This is a genomic window from Actinospineispora spinosispora DSM 44797, assembly GCF_000429025.1.
In the GTDB taxonomy this organism is placed as follows: Bacteria; Actinomycetota; Actinomycetes; order Mycobacteriales; family Pseudonocardiaceae; genus Pseudonocardia; species Pseudonocardia spinosispora.
The window spans coordinates 326,556-343,288 of the sequence record NZ_KE386836.1 but is presented as its reverse complement, the minus strand read 5'-3'; the positions used below and the strand labels follow the sequence as shown (position 1 = coordinate 343,288).

Here is a 16,733-nt window from a genome sequence, read left to right as displayed (position 1 = left end):
CCTCTCGTGAGGCTTCTACACCGGGCTGATCAGATGGTGGCGGCGGCCGGGGGTCCTGGTCCAGCGGTCGGCGTCGACCATCCGGGCGGACAGCTCGGCGCGCAGCCGGTCCGGCTGGACGACCGCGTCGACGATCAGGTCGCCGGCCATGCGCAGCAGGTTGATGTCGGCGCGCTGCTCGGCGGTGCGTGCCGCGACGAACTCGGCGCGCTCGGCCTCGTCGGCGATCGCCGCGATCTTGTTGGCGTACACGGCGTTGACCGAGGCCTCGGCCGACATCGGGCCGATCGTTGCGGTCGGCAGCGCCAGAGTCGCCCTCGGTTCGAAGCCCGGTGCGCACATCGCGTAGAAACCGGCGGCGTAGGCCTTGCGCAGCACGACGCTGTACTTGGGGACCTCGGCGGACGCCATCGCGGCGATCATCTTCGCGCCGTGCCGGATGATGCCCTGGCGTTCCACCTCGACGCCGACCATGAAGCCCGGGACGTCCTGCAGGAACACCAGTGGGATGTTGAACGCGTCGCACAGCGACATGAACCGCGCGGCCTTGTCCGCCGAGTCGACGAAGATCGCGCCGCTGCGCACGCTCGGCTGGTTCGCGATCAGGCCGACCACCCGGCCGTCCAGCCGCGCCAGCCCGACGACCAGCTCCTTCGCCCAGCGTGCCTTGATCTCGAAGAACGTGCCGCCGTCGACGAGCCGGTCGATGACCTCACGCACGTCGTAGCCGACGTTCGGGTCCAGCGGGACCAGCCCGTCCGGCCAGTCCGGCTTCTCCGGCTCGACGGTCTCGATCCGGGCGGGCGGGGCGCGGAAGTCGTCGGGCAGGTAGGACAGCAGCAGCCGCGCGGCCGCGACCGCCTCCCAGTCCTCGTCGAACACCTCGTCGCCGCAGCCGGATATCTCGGCGTGCATCATCGCGCCGCCCATGGCTTCCAGGGTGGTGCGCTCGCCGGTCACCTTCTCCGCGACGCGGGGGCTGGCCAGGTACATCGAGGCGTTGCCGTTGACCATGCCGACCCAGTCGCAGAACGCCGGCATGTAGGCCCCGCCGGCCGCCGACGGACCGTGCAGACAGCACAGCTGCGGCACCCGCCCGGACAGCTTGACCTGCAGGTTGAAGATCGCCGACGCGCCGCGACGACCGGGGAAGAATCCCATCTGGTCGGTGAGCCGGCCGCCGGCGGAGTCGACGAGGTAGACGACCGGTACCAGGTCACGGTCCGCGCGCTCCAGGATGCGGATCTGCTTCTCGCAGGTCAGCTCGCCCCAGGAGCCGGCTTTGACGGTGAAGTCGTGCGCAATGACCGCGACCGGCCGCCCGTAGACGCGGCCGACGCCGGTGATCACACCGTCCGCGGGGAGATGGTCGGTCGCGGACGCGGTCGCCAGCAGCCCGTCCTCGACGAACGTGCCAGGGTCGAACAGCACGGCAAGCCGGTCGCGCACCGGCAGCTTGTCCGGCCACCGCGCGGGATCACCGCCCGCCATGGCCCGCTCGGTCGCCTTCTCGACGTCTTCGATCCCCGGTGCCCCGTCGCTCACGCATCTCCCCTGTTCACGACCCGTGAGTGCCGCACTCACGGGGTCAGGTTTCTGGTCAGGATTTCGAGCTGGATTTCATCGGTGCCACCGCCGATGCGCAGGATGCGCGCGTCACGGTAGTGCCTGGCGACCGGCGACTCCTCGACGAAGCCCGCACCGCCGAACAGCTGGACGGCGTCGTCGACGATCCGGTTGGCCGCGATCGCCGCGAGGTACTTCGCGCGGGCCACCGACCGCGGTGCGTCCGGATGACCGGCGTCCAGCCGGGCGGCGGCCTGGTAGGTGATCAACCGGGCAGCCTCCAGCTGCACCTCCATCTCGGCGAGCCGGTGCCGGATCGTCTGCAGATGAAGGAGCGGCTCGCCGAACGCCTCGCGCTGACCGGCGTAGTCGCGGGCGAGGTCGAGGCATTCGGCGGCGTGCCCGACGCCCATCGCGGCCAGCGCGACGCGTTCCAGCTGGAACGCCTCCATGATCTGGTAGAAGCCGCGGTTCTCGGTGCCGAGCACCGCGTCGGCAGGCAGCGCGACGTCGTCCAGCAGCACCTCACGGGTGTCGGAGGAGTGCCAGCCCATCTTCGCCAGCGGAGCACCGAGACTCAGCCCCTCGGTGCCGCGTTCCACCAGGAACAGGGTCAGCCCGCCGCGTCCCTCACCGCCGGTGCGGGCCGCGACGATGATCAGGTCGGCCAGCCCGGCGTTGGTGATGAACATCTTGCGACCGTTCAGCACCCAGCCGTCCTCGGTCCGGCGCGCGGTGCTCGACACCCGAGCCAAGTCGGATCCGGTGCCCGGTTCGGTCACCGCGATCGCCGCCACGGCCTCGCCGGACGCGAGCGGGGCGAGCCAGCGTTCGCGCTGCGCCTCGGTGCCGTGCCGGACCACGTGCGGTGCCGCCATGTAGGCGCTGACCAGCGCGGTCACCGCGATCCCACCGCTGGCGCGGGCCAGCTCCTCGGCCAGCAGCGCCACGGCGAGTCCGTCACCGTCCGCACCGCCGTGCGCCTCGGGCGTGATCAGGCCGAGCATGCCTGCCGCGCCCAGCTCGGGCCACAGCTCGGCCGGGAACCGCCCGGCCTTCTCGGCCGGTTCGACGAGCGGGCGCACCTCCTTGTCGACGAACGCGCGAGCGCTCGCCTGGAAGTCCTGGTGTACCTGGTCGAGCTCCCAGCTCATCCGACCTCCAAGGGTTCCCGACCGACCGGACGGTCGATACCATCGAATCCGAGGTGGGAGCGACTGTCAAGTACGGTCTGGTGCGGTGTGGGCGGGGAGGCGCGGATGACCGAGACGGTGACCAGCCGGGCGGACGCTCAGCGCGCCCGGGTCACGGCGACAGCGGCGGAGATATTCAGCAAGCGTGGCTTCCGCGCGACGTCGATGAACGAGATCGCGGCCGCCGTCGGCCTCTCCAAGCCGACGCTCTACCACTACTTCCGCAGCAAGGAAGAGCTGCTCGTCCGCATCTACTCGGACGTGCTCGACGAGAGCCTCGACCTGGGCCGCCAGACCGTCGCCGATGCGGCGAGCCCGCTGGACGCCGTCCGCGACCTGATCAGCTCCCGGGTCGTCTACACCTGCGAGCACCAGGCGCTGCTCAAGGTGTGTTTCGAGGAGGAACACGAACTGCCCGCCGAGCTGGCGGAGGAGGTGCTGCAGCGGCGTCGGGCATTCGAGCGCTTCTTCGTCGGCGAGCTCGAACGCCACCTCGCGGCGCACCCGGACCTGCGGCTGCCGATGGCGCCGAAGGTGTACGTCAACATGTGCCTCGGCGCGGTCAACTGGTGCTACAAGTGGTACCGCCCCGGAGGCACGAACACCCCCGACGAACTGGGCCACCAACTGGCAACGACCCTGACGGCGGTGCTCACCTGACCCACTCCGCGAGTCGGGGTCGTCAGCACCGCGAGTCGGTCGTCTCAGCACACCGAGTCGGGCCTCTCGGCACACAGGTGAGTGGCAGGCGTGTGCTGAAACACGCAACTCGGTGTGCCCACACGCCCGACTCGCGGTGCTCTCGTGCCCGACTCGCGGGTCGGTGGCGTGTGCCAGGTCTCAGTTGACGGGCGGCGGAGGGGCATCGTATGGTCGAAAACAGGTCAAGAGTGCCAGCGTTCAGCCCCGGCTAGCTGGCCGGCAACCCTCCTCCGCGGTGGGGTGCTCCGGGTGACGACCAGGCCGTCGTGACACACACGTCGGCAAGCGCGGACCCGCACCGACGATGCACGGGTCCCTTGTGACACACGGAGGCCCGTGATGACGCTCGCCCTTGCCCGCCCCTGTACCCCCGACACGACCGAGACGGCCGAGCTGCCCGCCGTCACCGGCCGGGACCTGAACGTCCCGCTGGTCACCGGCGAGTGGACCCGCAACGTCAACCTCGACTACGCCGCCAGCGCACCTGCGCTGACCTCGGTCGCCGAGCACGTCGCGCAGGTCCTGCCGTACTACGCGAGCGTGCACCGCGGCGCCGGCTACGGCTCGCAGGTCTGCACCGGTCTGCTGGAGCGAGCCCGCGACACGGTCGGCGAGTTCGTCGGCGCCCGCCGCGACGACGTCGTCATCTTCACCCGCAACACCACCGACGCGCTGAACCTGCTGGCCCGCGCCGTCCCGGGCAGCGTCCTCTCGCTCGACATCGAGCACCACGCGAACCTGCTGCCCTGGCGCGGCCGAGGCCACCGCACGCTGCGCGCCGCCGAGACCGTCGAACAGACCCTCGTCGACCTGGAGAAGGCACTGGCACAGCGACCGACCGCGCTGCTCGCGGTCACCGGCGCCTCGAACGTGACTGGTGAGGTGCTGCCGCTGGACCGGATCGTGGCGATCGCGCACGCCGCCGGCACCCGGGTCGCTCTGGACGCCGCGCAGCTTGCGCCGCACCGCCGCATCGACCTTGCCGCGACGGGCGTCGACTACCTCGCGCTGTCCGGCCACAAGCTCTACGCCCCGTACGGCGCCGGTGCGCTGATCGGCCGCCGCGACTGGCTCGACATCGCGCCGCCGCACCTGGCGGGCGGCGGCGCCGTGCGTCAGGTGACCGGCCGCACCGAGGTGTGGGCGTCCGCGCCGCACCGGCACGAGGGCGGCACGCCGAACGTCCTCGGCGCGGCGGCGCTCGCGCAGGCCTGCCGCGATCTCGCCCCGGTGCTCGACGGACCGGCCCTCGACCACGAGCGCACGCTGCTGACCCGGCTGGAGAACGGCCTCGCCGACATCCCCGGCGTGACCGTCCTGCGCATCTGGCCGGACAGCGCCGACCGCATCGCGGTGATCAGTTTCCTGGTCGCGGACCGCCCGTCCGGTTACGTCGCCGCCTACCTGTCCGCCGAGCACGGCATCGGCCTGCGTGACGGCAAGTTCTGCGCGCACCCGCTGCTGGCCAGGCTGTGCGGCAGCGCCGACGGCGGCGACGCACTGCGCGCCAGCATCGGCCTTGGCACCACGACCGACGACATCGACACGCTCCTGGCCGCACTGCGCACCCTGGTCACCGAGGGCGCCACCTGGACGTACGCGCCGGTCGACGGCCGCTGGGCCCCCACCCCCGACCCCCGCGACCTGGACCCGTTCGCGGTCGGCACCGCAACCAGCACCGGCGCAGCCTGCGGCCACCACTGACCGGTCCACGATCCGCTCCGAATGACACGAATGTGGCTTTAGGGACGCTGAAGGTCCCTGAAGCCACATTCGTGTCGTCGGGGACCGTGTCGTTGGGGGCGGGGCGGTCAGTGATCGCAGGGGTCGGGGCGCTCGCGCAGGGGGCCGCCGGTGGGGTACTGGCGGCGGCGCGGGGTCTCCGAGGACGAGGTGTGGCCGCGCAGGCGAAAGCCCACCGACAGACAGGCGATCGTCGAGACCACCGCATCGATGGCGCAGATCAGCAGGGTCGCGCGCAGACCCGCTGACGTCACGACCGTCGCCCAGCCGTACAGCAGGACGGCGGCGCCGACCGACATGTGCGCAGGCCCCAGCCAGCGCGGGTGAATCCCGTTCAGCACTCGCAGCAGCGGTGCGTACCACCACCGCGCCCACGTGCCGACCCCCGCGACGGTCAGCACCCCACCGAGCGTCCATACCAAACCCACGTACTCAGGATTACGCGCGCAAGTGGTCCTTCGCCAGTGCCATTCCAGGCGAAAACATCCAGGCCATTTCAGAGTCGAGCAGTTGAGCTCACAACTGGGGCGGCAGGAACGCCGGGCGCAGGTGCGGGTTGGGCTGGTCGTAGTCCTGGTGGAAGACCGTCGTCAGACCGCCGGACATGGGCGGCACGATCCAGCTCCACTCGGCCGGGCAGGTGCGACCGGCCGCCTTCTCCCTGGCCACGTGGTCCAGGAAGCGCTCGGACTCGGTGTGGTGGTCGGCCATCTTCACCCCGGCCGTGTCGAACGAGTGCTGCACCGCGCGGACCATCTCGACCAGCGCACGGTCGCGCCACATGGTGCGCACCGAGCTGGTGTCGAGCCCCATCCGGGCGGCCAGCTCGGGGAGCAGGTCGTAGCGGTCGGTGTCGGTCAGGTTCCGGGCGCCGATCTCGGTGTTCAGGTACCAGCCGTTGAACGGCGCCGCCGGGTACCGGATACCGCCGATGACCAGCGGCATGTTGCTGATCGCCGGCACCGCGTGCCAGCGCAGCCCCAGCTCGGCGAACCAGGGGAACTCGGGGTGGCTCAGCGCGACCTCGAGCACCGCATCGCCGGGCACGTCGAACAGCTGGGTGTGCCCGTCGGCCCCGGTGATCATCAACGGCAGCAGGTCGAACCGCCCCGGAGACGCGGGCGGCTGCCACCCGAACGAGGACACCCGTTCGGTGAAGTCGACGTAGCGCGGGTCGCCGAGCACGGTGCCGTCCGCCGACCGGTACCCGGCGTAACGCAGCAGCTGTTCGTTGTGGATGCGCGGCCCGGGGCGATCCGGGGTGTCCGGCGCGAACACGGTGAGCGTCGACCGGATCTGCCCGCTGCGGGTCGTGCCGCGCAGGTGCCGGAACGACTCGTCGGCGATGCGTTCCGACGTGTCGACGTGTCGCCGGTCGCGGACCCGCAGGCTCTGCCAGTACAGCCGCCCGATGCACCGCGCCGAGTTCCGCCAGGCCACCCGCGCCCCGAAGGTCAGCTCGGCGTTCGTGTGCCGGTAGGTCCCGGTCTCCGCGATCTCGTCGCGCACCTGGTGCAGCCGCTGCTCCAGCGACGACGCGGGACGGGTCTCGGTGTAGTACAGCTCCAGGAACTCCAGCGCCTCGTACAGGTCGACCGACCGCCGCTCACCGTCGCGGTGTTCACCGGAGCGCTGAGCGGGGACCACCTGCCGCCCGGTGACCGGGCATCCCGACTGCGTCTCGCTGACCGACGGGCTGGCAAATGCGGTCAACGATGAACCTCCGCTTCACTCGCTCAGGGTCGCCCGTTCGGGGCCGCTTATTTCTACCGGGTCACCGAGCGTTGCGGGAAGCAGGACGCAGAGTTACCCGAAGAACTTCCCGAACCAGTCCTTGATCTCGGTCCACAGGCTCTCCGCCTTGTCGGTGACCGAGGACGGGATCTCCGGCTTGTCCGGCAGGTCGGGCAGCTTCGTCGGCAGCGAGGGCATCGTGAAGCCGGGCGTCTCGCGGGACGTCGTGTGCGTGGGTTTGCCGCTCGTCGAGGTCTTGGTGGGTGCCGACGTCGGCGTGGCGGTGCGCGTCGCCGAGTGGGTCGGTGTGGCGGTGGCCCTGGTCGTCGAGTCCGGCGAGACCCCGCCGGTCGTGTCGGCGCTGCCACTGCCCCACAGCGCGACGCCGAGCAGCACGAGCAACACGAGGACGGGCAGCCCGATCGCGGCGATCTTGCCGGCACTCGGACCGGTCGCCGCGACCGGCGCCTGTTCCACGACCGCTTCACCGGCCAGCATCGCGGCGGCGCGCGAGGCGGTCGGTCGCGCGCTCGGCAACGTCTCGGTCATCGCCAGCAGCGCTCGCGCCATCGGCCCCGGCACGTCGTTCGGGACCAGCGGCGGCGCATCCAGCCGCGCCTCGGCGGCCGCCCGGCCGCTGCCCGGGTACACCTGGCGGCCGCTGATCGCCTCGAGCAGCACGAGCCCGAGCGCATAGACGTCGGCGGCCGGCCCGACCTGCTCACCCCGCACGTACTCCGGCGAGACGTAGGCGTCCTCGGGCGGACGACCGGAGGGGGCCGCGAGCCGCGCCCTGCCGTCGGCCCCGACCCGGATCGTGCTCGGCGAGACACCGCCGTGTGGAGCGCCCTGCGCGTGCCCTCGCGCCAAGGCGTCGGCGATCTGGCTGCCGATCCGGCGCACTTCGGACAGCCGCAACGGTTGCTGCGACAACAACTCTCGCAGTGTGCGTTCGCGGGGCCCGTCGGGCGTGTTCCGATCCCAGTTATCCGGTCCGCCCACCAGCTCGCCCCGCCCGTTCCGCCGCTCGACTGCAACGCGGAACGATCTCCGCTGACCCATTGGTACCAAAGCGCGCCGCTCACCGACCGTTACGCCACGTTCGACGGCGAGTCGTGGCCCTGGTGCATACATCTGAGTCACGGATTGGTTACGGTCATCCTCGGCTAGCCGGTATTCCGCCGGCTGGTGCGCCTGGCCGGTTCGTTTCACCCCCGCCAACCGGCACTCCCCCGGGCGCCCCGCCAGCAAGAGTGGGCGGGGGTCGCAGTGCCTCGCTCCCCCGTTGGGCGCTGCGCAGACGCGGAGTTCGAGCATATGAGTGCACACCGCGCGCGCCACGGCGCGTCCAGCGGCGGACGGTCGGTCAGCGAGATCCTCGCGCAGATGACCGCGAGTCCCGGCGGCACGGCGACCCTGGCCCCGACCAGGTCGGCGTTCACCGTTGCGGCAGCCGCCGCCGTGGGCGCCGGTGCCGCCGCCGCGAGTGTCACCGGCACCTTCCCGGCGATCCAGGCCCCGAGCTTCGGCTCGGATTCGGTGGCCCACATCGTCGAGCCGGCCGCGTCCAGCGCCCCGGCCGCCGCGCTCGCCTCCGCTCCCGCCGCCGGTCATTCGGCGGCCCGGCCATCATCGGTGACCTCGGCCCTGTCCGGTGCCCCCCGCTCTCAGGGCTACAGCACCGGCGCCAAGGGCGGCACCGTGATGGCCACGGACCTGCACCAGGCCGACGCGAAGGAGATCGCCGCGCTGTCCCGCGTCGCCGATCTCACCCGCTCGTCGTCGCCCTCCGCGCTGACCGCCTCGAACGGGAGCGACCCGGTCGGTGGAGCGGTCGAGGCCGTCGCCGGCGCCGTCGGTTCGGTACTGGACGCCGCGCTGGCCCTGCCCTCGAAGATCGGTGGGGTGCCGATCGTCGGGCTGGCCGGCAGCGAGAGCGCCGCCACCGCCTTGAAGAACGCCGCGACCAAGCTCGGCAAGCCGTACGTGTGGGGCGCCGTCGGCCCGAACGCGTTCGACTGCTCCGGGCTGATGCAGTGGGCCTACAAGCAGGCCGGCATCAACATCCCGCGCACCTCGTCGCAGCAGGCCAAGTTCGGCAAGGCCGTCTCGGTCAAGGACCTGAAGCCCGGCGACATGGTCTTCTACTACAGCCCGGTCAGCCACGTGGGCATGTACCTGGGCAACGGCAAGATCCTGCACGCCTCCGAGACGGGCAAGCCCGTCAAGATTTCGAACGTCAACGCGTTCCCCATTCACAACGCTCGGCGCGTCACCGCCTGAGTTCTCGGATTTCCCGCTCCCCAGCCAGCGACGGGGGTGGCTTCCCCACTCGAGGAAGCCACCCCCGTCGCTGATTGTGCGCCCAGAGGTCGATTCACCCATTGACACACGCACGGGCATCGAACTGATTACTGATCGTGACATAAACGCCGCTCGCCGCCCGCGCGGGCGCGTTCGCCGGTGAGGCATCCCACTGATGGGGACATCAGCGTCACGGATTGGTTACGGTCATTCTCGGCTAGCCGGTGTTCCGCCGGCTGGTGCGCCTGGCCGGTTCGTCATCCCCCCGCCAACCGGCATTCCCCCGGGCGCCTCGCCAGCACGATGCGGCGGGGGACGTGGTGCCTCGCTCCCCGCTACGGCGCCGCGCCAGACGCGGAGTACGAACATGACTGCACAGCGCTCGCGCCACGGTGTGTCCAGCGGCGGACGGCCGGTCCACGAGATTCTTGCCCGCGTCTCCACGAGCCCGGCCCATGCGGCGGCACTGGCACCTCAGCGTTCCGTGTTCACCGTCGCGGCGGCCGCCGCCGTCGGCGCCGGGACCGCGGCGGCCAGCATCACCGGGACGTTCCCCGCGATCAAGGCGCCCACCCTGTTCGGCACGGGCGACTCGCAGTCGGTTGCCCACATCGTCGAACCGGTCGCCGAGGCGGCGCCCGCCGCCGCCCCGGCTCTGGTCCCCGCGCAGCGGCAGGCCCCCGCCGCCGAGGTGATCCCCGCGCCGCAGGCGGCTCCGATCGTTCCCGTGGCGAGCGCGCTGGCCAAGCCAGCCCTGGACGCACCGAAGTCGGCCAAGTCCGGTGCCACCGGTGGCACCGTCATGGCGACCGACCTTCACCAGGCCGACGCCAACGAGATCGCCTCGCTGTCGCGCGCGATGGACCTGAACCGCGCGGCGGCCACCCCGGCGCCCGCCGCCGCACCCGACGCCGCCCAGGCCGTCGCTGGCGTGCTGGGCGGGGTCGGCTCGGTCGTGGAGAACGCGCTGGCGCTGCCCTCGAAGATCGGCGGGGTGCCGATCGTGGGGCTCGCCGGCAGCAAGGGCGCCGCGACCGCGCTGAAGAACGCCGCGACGAAGCTCGGCAAGCCCTACGTGTGGGGCGCCGTCGGCCCCAGCTCTTTCGACTGCTCTGGCCTGATGATGTGGGCGTACAAGCAGGCCGGCATCAACATCCCGAGGACGTCGAAGCAGCAGTCCAGCTTCGGCACGCCCGTGTCGACCAAGGATCTCAAGCCCGGCGACATGGTCTTCTACTACAGCCCGGTCAGCCACGTCGGCATGTACATCGGCAACGGCAAGATCCTGCACGCATCCGAGGCTGGTCAGCCGGTCAAGATTTCGAACGTCAACGCGTTCCCCATTCACAACGCCCGCAGGATCATCGCCTGAGCACGGCATCGTTGATAACACCGTTTGTCGCCCGATCGGTTACGTTCGGCTGTAAAGCGCGGCCGTGATGCGCGCAACACGATCACGGATTGGTTACGGTAGGCCTCGGCTAGCCGGCACTCCGCCGGCTGGTGCGCCTGGCCGGTTCGTCACCCCCGCCAACCGGCACTCCCCCGGGCGCCCCGCCAGCAAGTGAGGGCGGGGGACGCAGTCGCTTTCGCTCCCCGCACGAGCGCTGCGCAGACGCGGAGTATCGAGATGAGTGCACACCGCGCGCGCCACGGCGCATCCGCAGGCGGACGGTCGGTCGGCGAGATCCTTGCGCAGGTCACCGCAACGCCCGGCGGCGTCGCCACGGTCGCCCCGAACCGCTCCGCGTTCACCCTGGCCGCCGCCGCTGCGGCAGGCGCCGGAGCGGCCGCCGCGAGCGTGACCGGCACGTTCCCCGCGATCCCCAGCTTCGACGCGCAGCCGGTCGCCCACATCATCGAACCCGCCGCCGCCAGCACCCCGATGGCCGCTCTGGCCCCCGCCGCGGCGCCACGCCACGCGTCGTCGTTGTCCGGCGCTCCGTCCACGGGCGCGAAGGGCGGCACGGTCATGGCGACCGACCTGCACCAGAGCGACGCCTCCCAGATCGCCGCGCTGTCCCGCGCGGTCGACCTCAACCGAGGGTCCGTGACGGCCGCCAACCCGGCCCAGGCCGTGTCGCAGGCGGTCGACAAGGTCACCGACGCCGTCGGTTCGGTACTGAACGCCGCGCTCGCACTGCCGGCGAAGATCGGTGGGGTACCGATCGTCGGCCTGGCCGGCAGCAAGAGCGGCGCGGTCGCGCTGCGCAACGCCGCCACGAAGCTCGGCAAGCCCTACGTGTGGGGCGCCAAGGGCCCGAACGCGTTCGACTGCTCCGGACTGATGCAGTGGGCGTTCAAGCAGGCCGGCATCAAGATCCCACCGAACTCCTCGGCCCAGGCCCGGTACGGCACAGCGGTGCCGGTCTCGCAGATGAAGCCCGGCGACATGGTCTTCTACTACTCACCGGTCACGCACGTCGGCATGTACCTGGGCAACGGCAAGATGCTGCACGCCTCCGAGCCCGGCAAGCCGGTCAAGATCTCCTCTGTGGACGCCTTCCCGATCCACAACGTCCGCCGCGTCTCCTAGCTCGTCCGGTTAGACATCTCCGCCGGTCAGCAGCGAGAGGAACCAGCGAGAGCGCTCCGGCGAGAGCGCAACCCGCCACTGCTCGGCCGCGAGTCCACGATGCCACCCGATGCGGTGCTCATCGTGGAAGACCGTGAGCGCGCCCGTGTATTCGGCGTACCCGACTGTCACGGTTGGCTGCCCAGGCTCATGTCGTACTCGAACACGCCGAAATCGTGCTCCTGCCCGTGATAGGGGCCATGGGTGAACGGGACGAACGTCATCGTGACATTCTTCATCGACCTCCGCCGCCGACTGCACGGGTCGATACGCCCGTGCGAAGTTGGCGATGTAGTCCTCGGTCTGAGTCAGGCCCGGCACAGCCATCGCGCCGTGCGCGAACGAACGAGGTGCGCTGCTCTCTAGATCGACCACCTTCTTGTCGTGTACCTGGACCGTCCGGACGGCACGGTCGAGCGACTGGGCGATCGCCCGACGGACGACCCTCGGCCGTACGGCAGCACCAACCTCGCCCACACCAACGAGATCGTGCGTGCGAGCAGAGTCCTGATCGGCAAGGACAGCCGGCTGGAGACGAAAGTCGAGAGCCTGATCGGCCCCTTCGGGCCCGCGTACCAGTACGCCGCTCCAGCCATCCGGCACGCGCCGGTCTACACGACCGGCCGCGCCACCTCAGCGGCCGACCCCGCCGAACGCACCTACAGCCAGGGCAAGTTCACCGGTCTGGCACCAGCGCTGGAGATCATGCTCGATTCGGACGACACCCTCATCACCCCCGGAATCTCGTGGCCCCACCTGATCCCCACCGACGCCCTCGAGCACGCCCGGCGCCTACTGTTCCCCGCCGACAAGGCCGACCGACTGCTCGGCCTGCCCTCCCTGCAGCCGCGGTCTCACCATGACGGGTCGGCCGGCGGGGGCCGCGGCGCCGGCGGTGCCGCGGGATCGGTTCGCGGACGCGGCGCGATCGTGGTTGGGATGACGACCTCGCCCTGAGTGCGATAGGCCTGGCGCAGCGGGCTGGTCCAGATGCACTGTCCCGGTCGGGGCTGTCTCAGCTGCCACCAGCCTCGGGTCTTGTACCCGTGATGCCGAGGACATACCGGGCCGGTGTTGGCGTCGGTGGTTTCCCCACCGGTGGCGTGGTCGCGGGTGTGGTCGGTGTCGCAGTCGGCCGCCGCTCGTCGACAGCCCACGCCGACGCACTGCCGGTCCCGCATCTGCACATGGCGGTCCAGCCCCGCCGGCGCGAAGCGGCGATCACGTGTGTTGTTGAGCCGCGCCGAAGCCTGCTCCCGGACCGCGTATCGGGCGGCGAGGTCGGCGATCACCCCGGCCCACTGCCCACCCTCGGCCGGGTTCGCGGCGAGTCGGGCCAGGCACTCGGCCGAGACCTGCAGCTCGATGATCCCGCCGCGGCTGGTGCCACCCCGATAGCTGGGCCGGCGCCGAGTCGTGCCGCCGTAGATCAACCTGCCGTCGGCGTCGGTGACCGCGAAGCGCCACTCCCCGCCGCGTTTCTGACGAGCCACCTGGGCCCGCGCTTCGAACGCCAGTACCGGGCCCAGCCCGGGAACCTCGCCAGGCCGCTCGTCCAGACCCAGGAGCATGGTCAGACCCACCCGCAGCTCGATACCCGCCCGGACCCCCTCAGCGGCCGAGCGGGCGAGGAACAGCTCGAAGATCTGTTGATCGGTGTAGAGCTGCAGCGAACCGTCGAGCAGGCCCAGGTACAGATCGGCCTTGAGGTGTGCCTTCGAGGCGGGATGCCAGGCTCGATGGATACGGTCGGCCAGGTGGGCGAGTCGACGGTCGGCGGCAGCGGCTTCGCAGACGGGCAGGCCGCTGCTGGCGAGAGTGACCGTGCCGTTCGCCTGGAGATAGGCCACCACCCGACGCTCCCGTAACGCTGCTCGGTGACGCCGGGCGGCCCAGCCGGGATCGATCTCGATCACCAGCCGCTGCAACCGGGCACGGAGCTGCCCGGTCGTCCACTTCTCGGCGGGCCGGACGGTGTCCGCACAGATCGCGGCCCGTTGCGGCTCGGTCAGATCAGCCAGCACATCGGCGAACACCCAGGCCTTCGCCCGATCCAGAGTGCCCCCATACATCGCGGCATGCACCAACGGCAGACCGGACACCACCATCCGAGCGAAATCAGCGCTGGCGGTACTCGGCCCGCAACACCACCACCAGGTCCTCGCCGCACACCTCGGACACCACGACCGAGGCCAGCGCGGCAGCCAGCCCGGGACCGGGCGGACAGTCCGCCAGCCCCGTGACCTGCGCCGATGACCTCATGCATAGAACATACATTCGAGCACCGACAAAACCGGAAGCTCGACGCTGCTGGTCGACGACAGCTAGGCGCGCCGCTCCAAACGCACCACGACCCACTTCGACGTGGGTGTGTTGCTGTCCAGCGCGGTCGAGTCGAGCGGGATCAGCGGGTTCGTCTCCGGGTAGTAGGCGGCGACGCAACCCTTCGGCGTCGAGTACTCCACCAGCCGGAACTCGTCGGCCCGCCGCTCGATGCCGTCCTCCCACTCGCTGACCAGGTTCACCACGTCGCCGTCGGCGAAGCCCAGCTCCGCGAGGTCGGCCGCCGAGATGAACACCACGCGGCGGCCCGACTTGATGCCCCGGTAGCGGTCGTTCAGGCCGTAGATCGTGGTGTTGAACTGGTCGTGGCTGCGCATCGTCTGCAACACGACCCGGCCTTCCGGCACCGTCAGCACCTGCAGCGGGCTGGCCGTGAACACCGCCTTGCCCTCCGGTGTCGGGAACGTCCGCGAGTCCCTCGGCGGGTGCGGCATGGTGAACCCGCCGCGCTCCCGGATGACCTCCGCGTAGTTCTCGCACCCGGGCACGACCCGGCCGATGCGCTGACGGATCTGGTCGTAGTCCCGCGCGAACTCCGTCCACGGCACGTCGACCCGGTCGCCCAGCGTGGCCGAGGCGATCCCGCACAGGATGTCCACCTCGGACCGCAGCAGCTCACCCGCCGGCTCCGAACGGCCCCGCGACGCGTGCACCGCGGACATCGAGTCCTCGACCGTGACCCGCTGGACGATCCCGCCGGTCAGGTCCTTCTCCGTGCGGCCGAGCGTGGGCAGGATCAGCGCCGTCGAGCCGTGCGCCAGGTGCGAGCGGTTCAGCTTCGTCGAAATCTGCACCGTCAGCGCCGCCGACCGCATACCGGCCTCGGTCACCGTCGTGTCCGACATGGCCGACACGAAGTTGCCGCCCAGCCCGATGAACGCCCTGGCCTTGCCGTCGCGCAGCGCGCGGACCGCGTTCACCGCGTCGTAGCCGTGATGGCGCGGCGGCTCGAAACCGAACTCGTCGCGCAGCTTGTCCAGGAACGAGTCGGGCGACTGCTCCCAGACGCCCATCGACCGGTCGCCCTGAACGTTCGAGTGGCCACGCACCGGGCACAGGCCCGCGCCGGGTACCCCGATCATGCCGCGCATCAGCGTGACGTTGACGATCTCCTTGATCGTCGCCACCGCGTTGCGGTGCTGCGTGATGCCCATGGCCCAGCAGGTCACGATCTTCTTCGAGGTCGCCAGCAGCTCGGCGGCGCTCTCGATCTCCTCGCGGGTCAGGCCGGTCGCGGTGAGGACCTCGTCCCAGTCCAGCTCACCGAGGTGCTTGCGGTACTGCTCGAACCCGACGGTGCTGGACTCGACGAACTCGCGGTCCACCACCGTGCCGGGGTTGCGCTCCTCGGCCTCCAGCAGCAGGTGGCCGAACGCCTGCCACAGCGCCAGGTCGCCGTTCGAGCGGATCTGCAGGAACTGGTCGGCCAGCTGGGCGCCCTTCAGCATGCCCTTCGGCGTCTGCGGGTTGTTGAACTTCAGCAGACCGGCCTCGCGCAGCGGGTTGATCGCCAGGATGCGCGCGCCCCGGTGCTTCGCCTGCTCCAACGCGGACAGCATGCGCGGGTGGTTGGTGCCCGGGTTCTGCCCGCACACCACGATCAGGTCGGCCTCGTGGATGTCCTGCAACGACACCGAGCCCTTGCCGATGCCGATGCTCTCCGACAGCCCGACACCGGTGGACTCGTGGCACATGTTCGAGCAGTCCGGCAGGTTGTTCGTGCCGAACGCGCGGGCGAACAGCTGGTACACGAACGCGGCCTCGTTCGATGCGCGGCCGGACGTGTAGAACAACGCCTCGTCGGGGTTGCCCAGCGCGTTGAGCTGTTCACCGATCAACCGGAACGCATCGTCCCAGTCGATCGGCTCGTAGTGGGTCGCGCCGGGCCGCAGCACCATCGGATGGGTCAGCCGGCCCTGCTTCTCCAGCCAGTGCTCGGTCTGGGTGTTCAGCTCGGCGACCGAGTGCTGTGCGAAGAACTCCGGCCCGACCGTGTCGCGGGTGCCCTCCCAGGACACCGCCTTCGCGCCGTTCTCGCAGAACTCGGCGGTGTGCCGGTGCTTGTTGTCCGGGTCCGGCCAGGCGCAGCTCATGCAGTCGAAACCCTCGACCTGGTTGAGCCGCAGCAGGTTGCGCGCGGTGCGGACCGGGCCCATCTGCTTGAGGGCCGTCGCCATGCTGATGCGCACCGCGGTCAGCCCGGCCGCGTGGGTCTTCGCCTTGCCGACCTTCAGATCGGCTTCTTCGGCATCGATAGGGGTGCTGCTGGACACGCGGACGAGACCTCCGGACATCGGCGTCGAGATCGACTGCTACGGCGCCATTGCCGTCACTCTCAACCAAAATGCTAGTCCGCGAGAAGAACGCGCCCCCGCCTCAGGGGGGAGACCTCCGCCACTCGTGCTCTTGGGCCTGTTCCGCGCGATATTTTTCTGTGACCACCCCGGCTCGCGTAAACGCTCGCTGGGGTACTCCCAGAAAAAAAGGCTCGAGGACTCGCCCAACCGCGCGCTTGTGGCCGACTGGGGAGCCGCCGACGGAGTTGACGACGTTGGTTGCGGACATTCACTGCC

15 protein-coding genes and 1 riboswitch are annotated in these 16,733 nt (G+C 70.5%); of the genes, 6 read left to right on the top strand and 9 right to left on the bottom strand.

The window, feature by feature from the left end:
- Positions 1–15: 15 nt before the first annotated feature.
- Positions 16–1,545: an acyl-CoA carboxylase subunit beta gene (locus G406_RS0138680; protein WP_028938012.1), complete on the bottom strand. Its 1,530-nt coding sequence runs from the start codon at positions 1,543–1,545 to the stop codon at positions 16–18.
- A 35-nt stretch (positions 1,546–1,580) separates the two neighbouring features.
- Entirely contained in the window at positions 1,581–2,720 is a 1,140-nt protein-coding gene (locus tag G406_RS0138675) for an acyl-CoA dehydrogenase family protein (RefSeq protein ID WP_028938011.1), read from the bottom strand.
- Positions 2,721–2,825: 105 nt separating this feature from the next.
- On the opposite strand from G406_RS0138675, the gene G406_RS0138670 reads away from it, so the two are divergent.
- Both G406_RS0138670 and G406_RS0138665 read left to right on the top strand, forming a co-directional pair.
- A complete protein-coding gene (locus G406_RS0138670) occupies positions 2,826–3,419 on the top strand; it encodes a TetR/AcrR family transcriptional regulator (RefSeq protein ID WP_028938010.1) in 594 nt (197 codons plus the stop codon).
- A gap of 222 nt (positions 3,420–3,641) precedes the next feature.
- Positions 3,642–3,755, top strand: a riboswitch (SAM riboswitch).
- Between the two features lie 45 nt (positions 3,756–3,800).
- The gene (locus G406_RS0138665; RefSeq protein ID WP_028938009.1) at positions 3,801–5,165 is read left to right on the top strand and encodes an aminotransferase class V-fold PLP-dependent enzyme; all 1,365 of its coding nucleotides are present in this window, start codon (positions 3,801–3,803) and stop codon (positions 5,163–5,165) included.
- Positions 5,166–5,272: 107 nt separating this feature from the next.
- Here the strand turns inward: G406_RS0138665 and G406_RS0138660 are convergent, their stop codons facing one another.
- The 3 genes from G406_RS0138660 to G406_RS55010 form a co-directional block, all read right to left on the bottom strand.
- A complete protein-coding gene (locus G406_RS0138660) occupies positions 5,273–5,632 on the bottom strand; it encodes a hypothetical protein (RefSeq protein ID WP_156935377.1) in 360 nt (119 codons plus the stop codon).
- Positions 5,633–5,720: 88 nt separating this feature from the next.
- Positions 5,721–6,851, bottom strand: a complete 1,131-nt coding sequence (locus tag G406_RS52510) for a nitric oxide synthase oxygenase (protein ID WP_084216698.1) — start codon at positions 6,849–6,851, stop codon at positions 5,721–5,723.
- A 159-nt stretch (positions 6,852–7,010) separates the two neighbouring features.
- Positions 7,011–7,874: a protein kinase family protein gene (locus tag G406_RS55010; protein ID WP_156935376.1), complete on the bottom strand. Its 864-nt coding sequence runs from the start codon at positions 7,872–7,874 to the stop codon at positions 7,011–7,013.
- Positions 7,875–8,255: 381 nt separating this feature from the next.
- Here G406_RS55010 and G406_RS57555 point away from each other — a divergent pair, with 381 nt between their 5' ends.
- From G406_RS57555 to G406_RS52495, 3 genes are all read left to right on the top strand, one after another.
- Positions 8,256–9,221 (top strand): C40 family peptidase, encoded by a 966-nt coding sequence (locus G406_RS57555; RefSeq protein ID WP_051343251.1) that lies wholly within the window; start codon positions 8,256–8,258, stop codon positions 9,219–9,221.
- 388 nt (positions 9,222–9,609) lie between these two features.
- Entirely contained in the window at positions 9,610–10,614 is a 1,005-nt protein-coding gene (locus G406_RS58625; protein ID WP_084216697.1) for a C40 family peptidase, read from the top strand.
- A gap of 258 nt (positions 10,615–10,872) precedes the next feature.
- The gene (locus tag G406_RS52495) at positions 10,873–11,778 is read left to right on the top strand and encodes a C40 family peptidase (RefSeq protein WP_051343249.1); all 906 of its coding nucleotides are present in this window, start codon (positions 10,873–10,875) and stop codon (positions 11,776–11,778) included.
- Positions 11,779–11,787: 9 nt separating this feature from the next.
- On the opposite strand, the gene G406_RS57545 is transcribed toward G406_RS52495, so the two are convergent.
- Positions 11,788–11,949, bottom strand: a complete 162-nt coding sequence (locus G406_RS57545) for a hypothetical protein (protein WP_156935375.1) — start codon at positions 11,947–11,949, stop codon at positions 11,788–11,790.
- 252 nt (positions 11,950–12,201) lie between these two features.
- On the opposite strand from G406_RS57545, the gene G406_RS0138620 reads away from it, so the two are divergent.
- A complete protein-coding gene (locus tag G406_RS0138620) occupies positions 12,202–12,774 on the top strand; it encodes a hypothetical protein (protein ID WP_028938006.1) in 573 nt (190 codons plus the stop codon).
- Here the strand turns inward: G406_RS0138620 and G406_RS0138615 are convergent.
- The 3 genes from G406_RS0138615 to G406_RS0138605 all read right to left on the bottom strand — a co-directional run bounded on the left by G406_RS0138615 (position 12,672) and on the right by G406_RS0138605 (position 16,454).
- Positions 12,672–13,925 carry an HNH endonuclease signature motif containing protein gene (locus G406_RS0138615; RefSeq protein ID WP_028938005.1) on the bottom strand — a complete coding sequence of 418 codons (1,254 nt, stop codon included), beginning with the start codon at positions 13,923–13,925 and terminating at the stop codon, positions 12,672–12,674. The two genes, G406_RS0138620 and G406_RS0138615, sit on opposite strands and share 103 nt — an antisense overlap.
- A 10-nt stretch (positions 13,926–13,935) precedes the next feature.
- Positions 13,936–14,079, bottom strand: coding sequence for a hypothetical protein (locus G406_RS57540; RefSeq protein WP_156935374.1), 144 nt, complete (start codon positions 14,077–14,079; stop codon positions 13,936–13,938).
- A 62-nt stretch (positions 14,080–14,141) separates the two neighbouring features.
- Positions 14,142–16,454, bottom strand: a complete 2,313-nt coding sequence (locus G406_RS0138605) for an FdhF/YdeP family oxidoreductase (protein WP_051343248.1) — start codon at positions 16,452–16,454, stop codon at positions 14,142–14,144.
- Positions 16,455–16,733: the final 279 nt, after the last annotated feature.

What these genes read in the sequence shown, in the direction of transcription:
- G406_RS57555 (WP_051343251.1), top strand. Translation starts at nt 8,256, where the DNA reads ATGAGTGCACACCGCGCGCGCCACGGCGCGTCCAGCGGCGGACGGTCG.
- G406_RS0138675 (WP_028938011.1), bottom strand. Translation starts at nt 2,720, where the DNA reads ATGAGCTGGGAGCTCGACCAGGTACACCAGGACTTCCAGGCGAGCGCT.
- G406_RS0138665 (WP_028938009.1), top strand. Translation starts at nt 3,801, where the DNA reads ATGACGCTCGCCCTTGCCCGCCCCTGTACCCCCGACACGACCGAGACG.
- G406_RS52495 (WP_051343249.1), top strand. Translation starts at nt 10,873, where the DNA reads ATGAGTGCACACCGCGCGCGCCACGGCGCATCCGCAGGCGGACGGTCG.
- G406_RS0138615 (WP_028938005.1), bottom strand. Translation starts at nt 13,925, where the DNA reads ATGGTGGTGTCCGGTCTGCCGTTGGTGCATGCCGCGATGTATGGGGGC.
- G406_RS0138605 (WP_051343248.1), bottom strand. Translation starts at nt 16,454, where the DNA reads ATGTCCGGAGGTCTCGTCCGCGTGTCCAGCAGCACCCCTATCGATGCC.
- G406_RS58625 (WP_084216697.1), top strand. Translation starts at nt 9,610, where the DNA reads ATGACTGCACAGCGCTCGCGCCACGGTGTGTCCAGCGGCGGACGGCCG.
- G406_RS0138670 (WP_028938010.1), top strand. Translation starts at nt 2,826, where the DNA reads ATGACCGAGACGGTGACCAGCCGGGCGGACGCTCAGCGCGCCCGGGTC.
- G406_RS57540 (WP_156935374.1), bottom strand. Translation starts at nt 14,079, where the DNA reads ATGAGGTCATCGGCGCAGGTCACGGGGCTGGCGGACTGTCCGCCCGGT.